The sequence below is a fragment of the Thalassospira profundimaris genome, assembly GCF_003326675.1.
GTDB lineage: Bacteria > Pseudomonadota > Alphaproteobacteria > Rhodospirillales > Thalassospiraceae > Thalassospira > Thalassospira aquimaris.
The window spans coordinates 361,629-375,985 of sequence record NZ_JPWF01000003.1 but is presented as its reverse complement, the minus strand read 5'-3'; the positions used below and the strand labels follow the sequence as shown (position 1 = coordinate 375,985).

Below are 14,357 nucleotides of genomic sequence, written 5' to 3'. Positions count from 1 at the left end.
TGAAAAAGACGGGGTTCGTCAGCAATCTGAGGCGGCCCTATCAGAGCCGCCTTCTTCATTTTCAAACCGGATGGTTCGATCAGTTATCGAGATGCATGACGATTTCTTCGCACATCTTTTTGGCGTCACCAAACAGCATCATGGTGTTGTCCTTGAAGAACAGTTCGTTCTGGATACCGGCATAACCGGCAGCCATGCCGCGCTTGATGAACAGGACCGTTTTGGCCTTTTCGACTTCAAGAATCGGCATACCAAAGATCGGGCTGGCCGGATCGGTCTTGGCGGCCGGGTTGGTGATGTCGTTTGCCCCGATGACAAAGGCAACGTCGGCGGAACCGAAATCACGGTTGATTTCTTCCATTTCCAGAACGTCGTCGTAGGGAACATTGGCCTCGGCCAGAAGCACGTTCATGTGACCCGGCATACGACCTGCCACCGGATGGATGGCATAGCGGACATTGACACCCTCGGCCTTGAGGATATCGGCCATTTCACGAAGCGCATGCTGCGCCTGTGCCACGGCCATGCCGTAACCCGGAACGATGATCACGCTTGAGGCGTTTTTCATGATGAAGGATGCATCATCGGCCGAACCGGATTTCACCGCACGGTCGCTATCGCCACCGCCGCCTGATGCTGCTTCGCCCTCGGCCCCGAAGCCACCAAAGATGACATTGAAGATCGAACGGTTCATGCCCTTGCACATGATGTAGGACAGGATCGCGCCCGACGCACCCACCAGCGCACCGGTAATGATCAGTGCATTGTTCTGAAGGGTAAAGCCGATGCCACATGCTGCCCAACCGGAATAGGAGTTCAGCATGGAAACAACAACCGGCATGTCCGCCCCGCCAATCGGAATGATCAGCGTGATGCCAAGAACAAGGGCAAGCGCAACCAGGATCCAGAAAGCCGTGTGGCTTTCGGTTGTGACCAGAATGATGGCAAAGACAACAATGCCGATCCCGATGCACAGGTTAAGCATATGCTGCCCCGGGAAGCGCACCGGCGTCCCCGAAACGATGCCCTGCAACTTGCCAAAGGCGACAAGCGACCCGGTAAAGGTGATCGCACCAATGGCAACACCAAGACCCATTTCAATCAGGCTGGCCGCCCCAATATTGCCCGCCGTACCAAGACCATAGGCCCCCGGCGAATAAAGGGCCGCACCGGCAACAAACACCGCTGCCAGACCCACGAGCGAGTGGAAGGCCGCAACAAGCTGTGGCAGGGCAGTCATCTGGATCTTGAGCGCGATGACCGTACCGATGGCACCGCCGATCAGGATACCGACAATGATGGTGGTGTAAGACAGCACAGACGGGGATGCCAGCGTGGTAAAGATGGCAATTGCCATACCCACCATGCCAAGGATGTTCCCGGTCCGGGCAGATTCAGGTGACGACAGGCCGCGCAACGACAGAATGAAGCAGACCGAGGCCACCAGATACAGGAAAGCCGATAGGTTTTCCGACATTGTGTGTTCCCCCTACTTCTTTTTCTTGAACATATGCAGCATGCGCTGGGCGACGATGAAGCCACCAAAGATGTTGATCGACGCCAACACCACCGCGATAAAGCCCATCATCTTGGAGAAGTTCATCTCCACCGGGCCTGCTGCAAGAAGCGCACCGACAATAATCACCGACGAAATGGCGTTGGTAACCGCCATCAGGGGTGAATGAAGGGCCGGGGTAACTTTCCACACGACGTAATAGCCAACAAAGCAGGCCAGCACGAACACAGTCAGGCCAAGGACAGTCGGGCTGACACCCGATCCCTGGACCGCGACTGTGGCGGTGTTTGCCGCATCACTTGCACCACTTGCCAGACTATCGGCAAGCTGTGCGGCCTTTTCCGCCAGACCAAGAGCGGCGTCGCGCAGTTCATTTGCATTCTGGGCTACGGATTGATCAGCCATTTGCGACCTCCTCCCCGCCGAATTTCGGATGTACGACCTTTCCGTCATGGGTCAGTCTGGTTTCGGCAATGATCTGGTCTTCGCCGTTAAACACCAGTGCGCCCTTGTCCTTGTCGACAGAAAGGGTGATGAAGTTCAAAAGGTTCTTGGCATACATCGCGGTTGCATCGGTCGCGACCGAGCTTGTGATGTTTGCAGGACCAATCAGCTTGACGCCATTTTCGGTCATAACCGTTTCACCAAGCTTGACACCCGCAACGTTGCCACCGCGTTCAGCGGCAAGGTCAATGATCACCGAACCCGGCTTCATGCCCGCAACCATGTCGGCTGTGACAATTTCCGGGGCCGGACGACCGGGAATAAGGGCGGTCGTAATGACGATATCGGATTTGGCCAGAACTTCCTTAAGCTTGTCAGCCTGCTTTTTCTTGTAGTCGTCCGACATTTCCTTGGCATAACCACCAGAGGTTTCTGCATCAGATGCATTGTCGTCTTCGACTTCAATAAAGGTGCCACCAAGGGACTGGACCTGTTCCTTGACGGCCGGGCGCACATCAAATGCCGAAACAACGGCACCAAGGCGCTTGGCGGTTGCAATGGCCTGAAGGCCCGCAACACCGGCCCCGACAATAACAACACGTGCCGGCGCCAACGTGCCCGCCGCGGTCATCATCATCGGATAAATGCGGCCAAATTCATGGGCCGCATCAAGAACGGCGCGATATCCGGCAAGATTGGATTGCGACGACAGCACATCCATCGACTGGGCACGCGAAATACGCGGCATCAGTTCCATGGAATATCCATCCACACCGGCCGCAGCCATCGCATTGATCAGGTCTTTGCGATCATAGGGCTCTAACAGGGCGACAACAGCCGCACCCTTTTTATAAGCCGTCAATTCGTTGGTTTTGCCATCAATGACAGGTGGGCGCACCTTGAAGATGACATCGGCATCCTTCACGGTGGCTTTCATTGTTTTGACAATAGTTGCACCGGCATCGACAAAGCGATCATCCGGTATGGCGGCGTCAATTCCGGCACCAGCCTCAATTGCGACGTCAAACCCCAAAGACTTCAACTTTTTGACAGTCTCGGGTGTGACGGCAACGCGCTTCTCTCCGGGCCATATTTCCTTTGGAACGGCCAGTTTCATCGCGTTAGACCTCCTTCCCTAATGTAACGGTAAGCACGGTAATTCTTGTTCTTATTGCGAAGTAACCGGTTTCGAAGTGTCATCACGCACCCCGTTTTGAACCCGGCTACCGGCACCCTTGCCCGGAAAGAAAAAAGGCGGTTCTTCCAGCAAATGCAGAAGAAACCGCCCACTTTCCCACCACGCATTCCGAGGCATAAAGCCTTGGTGACATGTCAGGTCCCACCCGCCATCGGTGCTCAGGACAAACAATCAATGACGCCCTGCCATGTCTGCGTTGAAAGCAAGATGCGATTTCCTACCCACAACCTCAATATCAAAAACCGACAAAAAATCACTTTAACCAAATATCGATTAACATAATCAAAAATCATCCATGTGCGGAAATTCGCACATTTTATTTCCACCACGGAACAGGTCCTTATCCCGTCCGACAGGTAATAGATCTTTGATTTCCCGCAGTTTCCCCTATTTTCACCCCACGCAGTAAGTGAACATTATCTTACAAATAAACGCAGGAGTCTGTATCAAATGCCAAAATGGCCTTGATTGGGAAACGCAAAAAAGGGGAAAAGGTTCGCGAAAAAACTTCGCAATTTTTTTGGAAACCGGGTGACTTTTTTATCTGAAACCGGGTCAGAACGCGGTCGAAATACGTAAAATCAGACCCGATTCCGCATGTGAAAAGTCGAATCGTCTGTGGTCAACAGCCGTAATCAGACGTCCGGACGTTCCAGCCCGATCAGATCAAGCGCCTGTTTCTGACGGGATTCGAGTGCCGCAACATCAAAATCACCCACCAGATCATGGAACAGGCGATACCAGTTCACATGCGCATCAAGGCGCAGGAACACCGCGCCAAGCCCGACGGCGGCACGATCCACCAGCACAAATTCACGCGGCGGCTTTACCCCGCCGACACGACGCAATTCCTGATGGACCTTGGCGGCGACCTCGGCCCCATAGGCGACCGAGTTGGTTTCACCCATCTTGCGTTCACGGTCATCAAGGATCGGGCCATAAACAAAGCTGGCCCAGATATTCAAAACATCAATCAGTTCGCGTGACGGTGCTTCAAAGCCCCAGCTTTCATAGGCTGCAACTGCCTTCTCCTCGTCCTTGTCGCGAAGGGCCTCGTAGAGCGTGATCACGGCATTGACGAAATCGGGCTTGAAGATACGGATACAGCCGAAATCCAGAAGATTGACCGACAGGTCATCGCGCAAGGTGTAGTTACCCAGATGCGGGTCCCCATGGATCACGCCGTACCGATAAAACGGCACATACCAGGCCCGGAACATATTTAAGGCCACGGCATTGCGTGCATCCTGATCCGGGGTACTATCAAGGAACTTTTGAAACTTCTGCCCGGTTTGCCATGTCATGGTCAAAAGGCGGCTGGTGGTCAGATCATCAACCGGTTCGGGCACATGCACGGTGGCCTCATTGGCAAGCATATGACCATACAGGCGCATATGTTTGGCTTCGCGGGCGTAATCAAGTTCCTCGCGCAGGCGCGCACTGAGTTCATCCTGAATATTGCCGGCATCAATCGCGCTGTCATAACGCTTATAGATGGCAAAAGCCGCACGCAATTGCTTCAGATCTGCTTCCACGGTTGCCGACATATCGGGATATTGCAGCTTGCAGGCCACTTCGCGCCCATCGGGCAAGGTTGCTTTATGCACCTGCCCCAATGACGCGGCCGCCACCGCCTCGTGGCTGAATTCGGTAAAGTTTGATTGCCATCCGGCACCAAGTTCACTGCGCATCCGGCGTTTGACAAACAGCCAGCCCATGCTGGGTGCATCGGCCTGAAGCTGTGCCAGGGCCTGACTATATTCGCGCGGCATGGCATCGGGGATGGTCGACAGAATTTGGGCGACCTTCATCAACGGGCCCTTAAGCCCGCCCAAGGCAGCGGTCAGTTCGGCGGCGTATTTCGCATGATCGATTTCGCCGCCGAACACCTTTCCGGTGGCAAGGCGTGCAGCCAGCTTGCTGGCCGACGCCCCCACCTTTGCATAACGACGAACCCGCCCGCCAAACCGGTTTTCTTCGGAAGGGACGGTAAAATCATCGTCGTCTGCACTCATATCAGGAAAGCTCCTCCAGCTCGTCGATCATACGTTTGAGCATATTCAGACCACGTTGCCAGAAGGCCGGGTCGGTTGCATCAAGCCCGAACGGTGCCAGAAGTTCCTTGTGATGCTTGGTGCCACCAGCTTTCAGCATATCAAGATATTTCTGCTGGAAGCCGTCTTCGGCGTTTTCGTAAACATCGTAAAGCGAGTTCACAAGGCAATCGCCAAAGGCATAGGCATACACATAGAACGGCGAATGGATGAAGTGCGGAATGTAGGACCAGTAATATTTGTACTCGTCTTCATACCGGATGGCATCGCCCAGACTTTCATGCTGTACGGAAAGCCAGATGTCGCAGATCTCATCAACGGTCAATTCGCCTTCGCGGCGCTTGTCATGGACGCGTTTTTCAAATTCAAAGAACGCGATCTGACGCACCACGGTGTTGAGCATATCCTCAACCTTGCTGGCCAGCATGATGCGTTTCATCTTCGGATTGGATTCCGAGCGCAGCATCGACTGGAAGGTCAGCATTTCGCCAAATACCGATGCGGTTTCCGCAAGCGTCAGTGGCGTGTCAGACAGGAAATAGCCATGTTCGCCAGCAAGAACCTGATGCACGCCATGGCCCAGTTCGTGGGCAAGCGTCATCACATCACGCGTCTTGCCATGATAATTCAACAGCAAATAAGGATGTGCCGACGGCACCGTCGGATGAGCAAAGGCCCCCGATGACTTGCCCGCACGCGGCGGGACGTCGATCCAGGGATTATCAAAGAATTTCTGACCAACCGCGGCCAGTTCCGGCGAAAATTCGCCATAGGCCTTAAGAACGGTCGAACGCGCAGTATCCCAGTCAATCAGACGATCATCATCATCCGGAAGCGGCGCGTTGCGATCCCAGTAATCAAGCTGATCAACACCGAACCATTTCGCCTTCAGGCGGTAATAACGGTGCGACAGATCGGCATGGCTGTTTTTAACCGCGGTATTAAGCGCATCAACCACATCGTCTTCGACCTGGTTGGACAGGTTGCGCGAAGAAACCGGGGTTGCGAATTTGCGCAGGCGATCATCAATTTCCTTGTCCTTGGCAAGGGTATTGGTGATATGCGCCAGCAATTTGATGTTTTTGCCAAGAATGTCACCAATCGACTTGGCTGCCTTTTTGCGGTCTTCGACCTTGGTCGAGGACAGCATGTTCGATACGTCCGACATGGTCAGGTCATTGCCATCAATCGGGAACCGCAGATCGGCCATGGTCTGGTCAAACAGGCGCACCCAGGCGCTTGATCCGGCGACACGGCGTTCATGCAGAACCTGCTCGACCTCGTCCGAAAGCTGATGCGGACGGAAAGCACGGTTTTCACTCAGCCACGGGCGATAACGGCGCAGCTCTTCGCTTTCGGCATATTTCGCATCAAGGGCATCGTCTTCGATCCGGTTGATTTCAAGCCCGAAGAACAGCGACAGGCTGGAAATGGCGGTCATTTCTTCCTGAACGGACTGATAGAACTGGCCAATGGCCGGATCGGCACTGTCACCAGCATAAAGAAGCTGCGCAAAGGAACCGATCTTGCCGCAAATCTCGCTGATGGCTTCATATTCGGCAATGGCGGCGGCCAGTTCGGCGCCGGAAAGATCGTTCAGTTTGCCCTGATTGCTTTGCTGGAACGCTTGGCTGCGCGCCTTGGCATCATCAAGATCGCGCCGGATAGCCGGGTCTTTTGGATCGTTATAGAGATCCGTCAGATCCCAGGTCGGCAAATTCTTGTTGATCGCGTTCATTTGTCCTCCAGACACTCTATTCTAATCTCGTACTGCGCCCCTGCTTGCCCGGACATGGTTCACATGTCGCGCAATCGCAACCCGATACCGATATATAGCTGCTTGATGCCATATCACCAGTCCTGAATGACGATCACCCTGCGGGCCATGAAACCGATCATATCGTTCCGGTCGATCCGAACAACAGCAAACCGTCATAAGATGCCCCGACAATTTGTTCAGAACACGTCATCACGTGCACAATTGCGTGAAAATTTATCTGAAAATTCGGGGTTGCCAGCGGAAAGAGATCACAGCGCGCATAAATTCGTCATTTTCCGGCTGCGAAATGATGCAATCCCTGATAACAAAATTGTCTTGGAACGTTCATTTAAATTCATCACGCTTGCATCTGAGCCGGTATGAACGATTTGAATAGAACATACCAGATCAGGGCAACCCGAAGATTGCCGACCACGGGAAAAGATAACAAGGCAAGGAAATGTCATGACGAGCTTGCAGGATTATGCCGACTGGCGAAACTTGCCCTCGATGTTTTTCGCACAGGCCAAAAAATATGGTGACGCGCCGTTTCTTTGGACCAAAAACAGCGAAACCAATGAATTTGCGCCCACCACCTGGCTAGAGGCCGCTGATCAGGTGCGCGCCCTTGCCCGTTCGCTTTATGACATCGGCGTGCGTCCCGGTGATCGTGTGTTGCTGGTTTCGGAAAACCGGACGGAATGGGGTATTGCCGATCTTGCCATCATGTGCGTCGGCGCGTTGACGGTTCCGGCCTATACCACCAATACCGAACGCGATCATTTGCACGCGATTGAAGACAGTGGTGCGGCCACCGCGATTATTTCGACCAAGAAACTTGCCCAGCCCTTCCTGCATGCCGCCCTCGATAGCGGGCGCTGCCGCCATGCCATCATGATGGAAGAATGGGGTCAAAGCTTTGTCGGTGATATCACCATTTCACGCTGGGACGATCTGATTGCCAAGGGCCGCGGTCTTGCCAGCAATGTTGACGCCTGGGTTGACGGCATCAAACGCGATGATCTGGCCTGCCTGATCTATACGTCGGGTACTGGCGGATCGCCCAAGGGCGTGATGTTGAGCCACGGGGCAATCCTGTCAAACTGCATGGGTGCGTTTGACATTATTGATACCCTTGGCATCGAAGATGAAATTTTCCTGTCGTTCCTGCCGCTGTCGCATTCCTATGAACATACCGCCGGGCTTTATTTCCCGATGAGTATCGGCGCACAGATTTACTATGCCGAAGGACTTGAAAAGCTGGCCGCAAACCTTGCAGAGGTGCGCCCGACCATCATGACCGCCGTACCGCGCCTTTATGAAATGCTTTATCAGCGTATGAGCCGCATGGTCGAAAAAGAAGGCGGCATCAAGCAAAAGCTGTTTGATCTGACCCTTCGCCTGGGTCGAAAAACCTACGAAAAGGAACGCCTTACCTTCATCGAAAAGTTCCAGAACCTTGCCTGCGAGCTTCTTTTGCGCCGCAAGTTGCGCCAGCGGTTCGGTGGCCGGATCAAGGCCATGGTTTCGGGTGGCGGGCCACTGAACTATGAATTGGGCGTCCTGTTTGTATCTTGCGGCATCCGCATTCTGCAGGGTTACGGCCAAACCGAATTTGCCCCGGTTGTTTCGTGCAACCGTGCTGAAAACAACAAGCTTCGCACTGTCGGCCCGCCCATGGTTGGCGCCAAGGTCCAGATCGCTCCGGACGGCGAAATCCTTTTGCGCGGCGAAAGCATGATGAAGGGCTATTGGAACCTGCCCGATGTTACGGCAGCAACCATTGTTAATGGCTGGCTTCATACCGGTGATATCGGGATGTTTGACGAAGAAGGCAGCCTGATGATCACGGACCGCAAGAAGGACATCATCGTCAATTCTGGCGGCGACAATATCTCGCCCCAGCGGATCGAAGGCCTGATGACACTTGAAACCGAGATTTCGCAGGCCATGGTCTATGGTGATGCCCTGCCCTATCTGGTTGCGGTCATCTGGCCCGAAGAAGATTTCATGCGCGAATTTGCCCGCGAGAATAAGATCGCCAACGATATTGACGAACTCTCGAAAAACGAGGATTTCCGCAAAATCATTCGCGAAGCCATCGACCGGGTGAACAAGCGCCTGTCGACGATTGAAAAAGTCCGCAGCTTCATGTTCGCTGAAGCCGCCTTTACCATCGACAATGAAATGCTGACCCCGTCGATGAAAATCCGCCGTCATAAAATCCGCGAAGCTTATGCCAAGCAGCTTGACGGTCTTTATCAGCGCAAGCGCCAAGGCCAGTAAGGGCACCTATCGATAAAATGCCCAAGGCCCAAAACGCAAAGAACCAGACACTGACCCTGATCCGGGGCCTTCCCGGATCAGGAAAATCGACTTTGGCGGCCCATCTGGCGTCGGCAACCGATGCCGTGCATCTTGAAGCCGACATGTTCATGGTCGACCGGCAGGGTTTCTATGATTTTGATATCCGCCGCCTCAAACAGACCCACGCCAAATGCGAAGCCCAATGCCGCGAGGCACTTGAAGACGGCAGGAATGTCGTCATCTCGAACACCTTCACCCGTTTCTGGGAAATGAAGGCCTATATCGATATGGCCAAGCATCTGGACGTGCCGCTTCAGATTGTTGAATGCCACGCCCGTTTCGGCAGCATTCATCAGGTCCCGGACGAGACCCTTGAAGATATGCGCGACCGCTGGGAAGACCTTCCTGCCGAATATCGCTAGTTCGCCGCCGAGAACACCTTTTTGAGGATGTCGGTTGTCCAGCGGGTCGGATCGGATCGAATGTCTGCTTCCTGAAGGGCGATGTAGTGGAACAGGCCCTCCATTGCCTTATCCGTCGCATGATCGGTCAGTGACGCCTTCAAATCCGGCACAAAAGGCAAGGTGTCATACTGTCCGACCATCTGGTCATAAAGCGACAGTGCCCCGGTTTCAGACAACGCATCCGTGATCACCGGGCGCAACCGGCTTTCAATGTCCGAACCCGATACACGACGCAGATAGCTGGTTGCGGCATCATCGGGCCCTTCGAGAATGCCCTTGGCATCGGCAACCGTCATTTGCTTGACCGCATTCAGCAGGATGTCCCCCGCATCATTCATGGTCTGTTCGGCTGCGCGGTTCATGCGCAGTTCGATTTCATCGGCATAACTGCCAAGCCCGGCCGCACTTAAAAGCTTTTGCGCGGTTTTGACACTTTCAGGCAACGGGATATGCGCCACCGGATCGGCATTAAAGCCATCTTTTGCACCAAGCTGATCGGTCACCAGACCAACACCGATATCAAGCGCCTGTTTAAGGCCCTGCTCGACCGTGTCCGACGATAATGCAGAAATCGCCGAACTGGTTGATCCTGATGAACTGCCCGTCGTCGTGGAGTTCAGGGCCTCGCCCAAGGTCTGCTTGGCCTTGTCAAAAAATGACTGGGCAAACGAAGGCTGGGACAGGCCCGCCACCATGATGGCAGTTCCCAGCACGACGATGCTGGTACGACGGATTGTGCGAAACGGATGTGACTGCATGAAGTGTCCCGGTGTTCCTGGTTGTTTTAAGGTGCAGATTTCTTGCACCGTGATGATGCCCAATAATCATGACCCAAAAAAGACAAAACCCCGGTTAATACCGGGGTTCTGCACATAAGATTTCAGGCGGTCTTATTCAACGACCTCGACCTTCTTGCCATTAAGCAAAAGGTCATTGGCCTCGGTTGATACCGGAACCGTATCGCCATCCTTGATCGTTCCTTCAAGAATTTGCATCGCCAGCGGGTTTTGCAGATATCGCTGAATAACCCGTTTAAGCGGACGCGCCCCATAGATCGGGTCATAGCCCTTTTCGGCCAGCCAATCCTTGGCATCCTCGTCAAGTTTAAGGTCGATCTTGCGATCGAACAGAAGCTTTTCAAGTCGGCCCAACTGGATATCGACAATCTTGCCCATCTGTTCGCGCTGCAAACGATGGAACAGGATGGTTTCATCCAGACGGTTCAGGAATTCGGGACGGAACGATGCCCGAACGATTTCCATGACCTGTTTGCGGACTTCGCCACTGTCATGACCCGGTTGCTGGTTGGCAAGGATTTCACCGCCCAGGTTCGAGGTCAAAATGATCAGCGTATTGCGGAAATCGACAACCCGTCCCTGTCCGTCGGTCAAACGACCTTCGTCAAGAACCTGAAGCAGGACGTTGAACACATCGGGATGTGCCTTTTCAACCTCGTCAAACAGCACAACCTGATACGGACGACGACGCACAGCCTCGGTCAGTGAACCACCTTCCTCATAGCCGACATAGCCCGGAGGCGCACCAATCAGACGGGCGACCGCATGCTTTTCCATGAACTCGGACATATCAATCCGCACCATGGCCTGTTCATCATCAAACAGGAACTGCGCAAGTGCCTTGGTCAGTTCGGTCTTGCCAACCCCGGTCGGACCAAGGAACAGGAACGAGCCAATCGGCCGGTTCGGGTCCTGAAGCCCGGCACGGGCACGACGTACCGCGTTCGAGATCGACCGAACGGCATCATCCTGACCAACAACCCGTTTACGCAACGTGTCTTCCATTTCCAGAAGCTTTTCACGTTCGCCTTCAAGCATCTTGTCGACCGGAATACCCGTCCAGCGCGACACGATGGATGCGATATGCTTTTCAGTAACCGCTTCTTCCTTCATGCCGTCGGCCTGATCTTCCTCGGCCTTTACAAGCAACCGTTCAAGTGCCGGGATTTCTTCATATTGAAGCTGCCCAGCACGTTCGAGCTTGCCATCACGCATCGCACGTTCAAGTTCGCTACGTGCCTGGTCAAGCTGCTCCTTGATATGGGTCGATGCCGCCAGTTCGGTTTTCTGGGCTTCCCACTTCGCCGTCAAAAGGGTCGATTTGCCTTCAAGCTCGCTCAGCTCTTTTTCAAGACGACCAAGACGGTCTTTCGACGCGCCATCGTCTTCCTTTTTCAAAGCTTCACGTTCGATCTTGAGCTGAATGATACGACGGTCAAGTTCATCGATTTCCTCGGGCTTGGAATCCAGTTCCATCCGAAGACGCGATGATGCCTCATCCATCAGATCAATCGCCTTGTCCGGCAGGAAACGATCCGTAATGTAACGGTTTGAAAGGGTTGCTGCTGCCACCAGTGCCGCATCGGCAATGCGAACCCCGTGATGAAGTTCGTATTTGTCCTTGATGCCACGCAGGATCGATACCGTATCGCTGACCGACGGTTCAGACACAAAGACCGGCTGGAAACGCCGGGCCAGCGCCGCGTCCTTTTCGATATGCTGGCGATATTCATCGAGTGTGGTCGCACCAACGCAATGCAGCTCACCACGTGCCAGTGCCGGCTTCAGAAGGTTGGACGCATCCATTGATCCTTCGGCCTTGCCCGCACCAACAAGGGTGTGCAACTCGTCAATGAACAGAATGACCTGACCAGCCTCTGCTTCGATTTCGCTCAGGACTGCTTTCAGACGTTCCTCAAACTCGCCACGGAATTTGGCCCCGGCAATCAGCGCCCCAAGGTCAAGCGACAGAAGTTTCTTTTCCTTCAGGGTTTCAGGCACGTCACCCTTCACGATCCGCAAAGCCAGACCTTCGGCAATTGCGGTTTTACCGACACCGGGTTCACCGATCATCACCGGGTTGTTCTTGGTCCGGCGTGACAGAACCTGAACCGCACGGCGGATTTCCTCGTCACGTCCAATCACCGGATCAAGTTTACCTTCGCGCGCAGCCTCGGTCAGATCGCGGGCATATTTCTTAAGGGCGTCATACTGGTTTTCAGCACCGGCACTGTCGGCTGTGCGACCCTTGCGGATGTCATTAATCGCCCCATTCAGGCTTTGCGCCGTAACACCGGCATCGGCAAGCACCTTGCCCGCGGTCGATTTCGGATCAAGTGCGATGGTCAACAGCAACCGTTCAGCCGTGACATAGCTGTCACCGGCTTTCTTGGCGACTTCCTGTGCCTGATCAATCAGACGCGCAAATTCGGATGAAAGATAAATCTGGCCATTGCCGCCGGAAACCTTTGGCAGCTTTGCCATTTCCTGCGCGCAACGTTCCTGGGCAAGCTTGGGCTTACCACCCGCTGCCTTGATCAGATTGGCTGCCAGACCTTCTTCGTCATCCAGCAGCACCTTGAGCAGATGGATCGGCACAAATTGCTGATGATTTTCGCGAAGCGCAAGCGACTGCGCGGACTGCAAAAACCCTTTGGACCGGTCCGTAAACTTTTCGAATTCCATTCCTGTCACTCCTTGAGCCAACAGTATTCAAACGATATGGACCTTCTTGGAAGCATCCACTGCCTTGGCGTCATTGCCGAATTCTAAAATTATAGATTATTTCGACAGCGACAACATTGATATGTCTCAGTCTAGCGCGTTTGCAACCAGATACCCCTACAAAAGTTGCAAGAATTAATTGTGCATTGCAACACGGATTTCTGGCATTATTCCAGCTTGCAGTCGATGCGCATGAAATATACGCACGCGTCAGGGTTGCCCTTGCCAAAACAACGTTCTAACGTCACCCAATCAGCATGTGAGTCGTCCCAAATAACACATGCCAAAGCGCCATACAGGAAAACGGAACATGACGGTCGAGATCAAAGCCATCAAAAGATACCCGGTTAAGGGAATGCGCGGCATTGATATGCCCGAAGCTCATATCTCTGCCCACAAGATGATCAGCGATGACCGCCGGTTTGTCATTGGCACCCAGTCATCGCTTGGTCAGGACGGAGTTCAGGAATGGGTCCGCAAAAGCAACTTCCTGCAACTGGTCAACACGCCCAAGCTGGCAGAACTCGGCACCGAGTATGATGCAGATACGTCAACTCTGACCGTTCTTCGCAATGGTCGCGCGATCTGCAAGGGCAAGCTTGATGACGCAATGGGCCGCACCGTAATCGAGGATTTCCTGAAGGCGTTTCTGAAAAACGATGTTGCCGGTACACCGAAAATCTATTCGGTTCCCGATACCCAGTTTGGCGACATGAAAGAACCCTATATCTCGATCCTTAACCTTGCATCCATCCGCGATTTCGGCACCCGTATCGTGCAATCGGAAATCGACCCGATGCGGTTCCGTGGCAACATCCTGATTGACGGGCTTGATCCCTGGAAAGAACTGGAATTGGAAGAAGGCCAGATCATCAAGATCAATGGCGCATCCTTCCGGTTTATCCATCCGATCACCCGGTGCAAGGCCACCAGCGTCAATCCCGACACGGCAGTATCGGACATCAACGTGCCCTTGATGCTGCGCAAGGGTGTAAACCATCTTTACATGGGCATCTATGTCGAGGCCCTTGATGACGTCACCATCAAGCCGGGCGACGCGATTACCATTTCCTGACAAACAACATCTTCGGGCT

General features: G+C 53.8%; 11 protein-coding genes. 4 read left to right on the top strand and 7 right to left on the bottom strand.

Annotated features, from left to right (window positions below):
* Window positions 1-79: 79 nt before the first annotated feature.
* From TH19_RS06585 to TH19_RS06565, 5 genes are all read right to left on the bottom strand, one after another.
* Window positions 80-1,477 carry an NAD(P)(+) transhydrogenase (Re/Si-specific) subunit beta gene (locus TH19_RS06585; protein WP_114101530.1) on the bottom strand — a complete coding sequence of 466 codons (1,398 nt, stop codon included), beginning with the start codon at window positions 1,475-1,477 and terminating at the stop codon, window positions 80-82.
* A 12-nt stretch (window positions 1,478-1,489) separates the two neighbouring features.
* Window positions 1,490-1,921 (bottom strand): NAD(P) transhydrogenase subunit alpha part 2, encoded by a 432-nt coding sequence (locus TH19_RS06580; protein WP_114101529.1) that lies wholly within the window; start codon window positions 1,919-1,921, stop codon window positions 1,490-1,492.
* Window positions 1,914-3,077 carry a Re/Si-specific NAD(P)(+) transhydrogenase subunit alpha gene (locus TH19_RS06575; RefSeq protein ID WP_114101528.1) on the bottom strand — a complete coding sequence of 388 codons (1,164 nt, stop codon included), beginning with the start codon at window positions 3,075-3,077 and terminating at the stop codon, window positions 1,914-1,916. The genes TH19_RS06580 and TH19_RS06575 overlap by 8 nt, the downstream gene beginning before the upstream one ends.
* Before the next feature lie 716 nt (window positions 3,078-3,793).
* On the bottom strand, window positions 3,794-5,173 hold the full coding sequence (locus TH19_RS06570) for an ABC1 kinase family protein (protein WP_114101527.1): 1,380 nt from the start codon (window positions 5,171-5,173) through the stop codon (window positions 3,794-3,796).
* A gap of 1 nt (window position 5,174) precedes the next feature.
* A complete protein-coding gene (locus tag TH19_RS06565; protein ID WP_114101526.1) occupies window positions 5,175-6,950 on the bottom strand; it encodes a M3 family oligoendopeptidase in 1,776 nt (591 codons plus the stop codon).
* A gap of 126 nt (window positions 6,951-7,076) precedes the next feature.
* On the opposite strand from TH19_RS06565, the gene TH19_RS06560 reads away from it, so the two are divergent.
* From TH19_RS06560 to TH19_RS06550, 3 genes are all read left to right on the top strand, one after another.
* Complete coding sequence (locus TH19_RS06560) at window positions 7,077-7,355, top strand: hypothetical protein (protein WP_114101525.1); 279 nt, start codon at window positions 7,077-7,079, stop codon at window positions 7,353-7,355.
* Between the two features lie 81 nt (window positions 7,356-7,436).
* Window positions 7,437-9,257, top strand: coding sequence for an AMP-dependent synthetase/ligase (locus tag TH19_RS06555; protein WP_114101524.1), 1,821 nt, complete (start codon window positions 7,437-7,439; stop codon window positions 9,255-9,257).
* 17 nt (window positions 9,258-9,274) lie between these two features.
* Window positions 9,275-9,700: an ATP-binding protein gene (locus TH19_RS06550; RefSeq protein ID WP_114101523.1), complete on the top strand. Its 426-nt coding sequence runs from the start codon at window positions 9,275-9,277 to the stop codon at window positions 9,698-9,700.
* Here TH19_RS06550 and TH19_RS06545 read toward each other — a convergent pair.
* Window positions 9,697-10,500: a DUF4197 domain-containing protein gene (locus tag TH19_RS06545; protein ID WP_114101522.1), complete on the bottom strand. Its 804-nt coding sequence runs from the start codon at window positions 10,498-10,500 to the stop codon at window positions 9,697-9,699. The two genes, TH19_RS06550 and TH19_RS06545, sit on opposite strands and share 4 nt — an antisense overlap.
* 132 nt (window positions 10,501-10,632) lie before the next feature.
* On the bottom strand, window positions 10,633-13,224 hold the full coding sequence (clpB, locus tag TH19_RS06540) for an ATP-dependent chaperone ClpB (RefSeq protein ID WP_114101521.1): 2,592 nt from the start codon (window positions 13,222-13,224) through the stop codon (window positions 10,633-10,635).
* A gap of 349 nt (window positions 13,225-13,573) precedes the next feature.
* Here clpB and TH19_RS06535 point away from each other — a divergent pair, with 349 nt between their 5' ends.
* Window positions 13,574-14,338, top strand: coding sequence for an MOSC domain-containing protein (locus TH19_RS06535; RefSeq protein ID WP_114101562.1), 765 nt, complete (start codon window positions 13,574-13,576; stop codon window positions 14,336-14,338).
* Window positions 14,339-14,357: the final 19 nt, after the last annotated feature.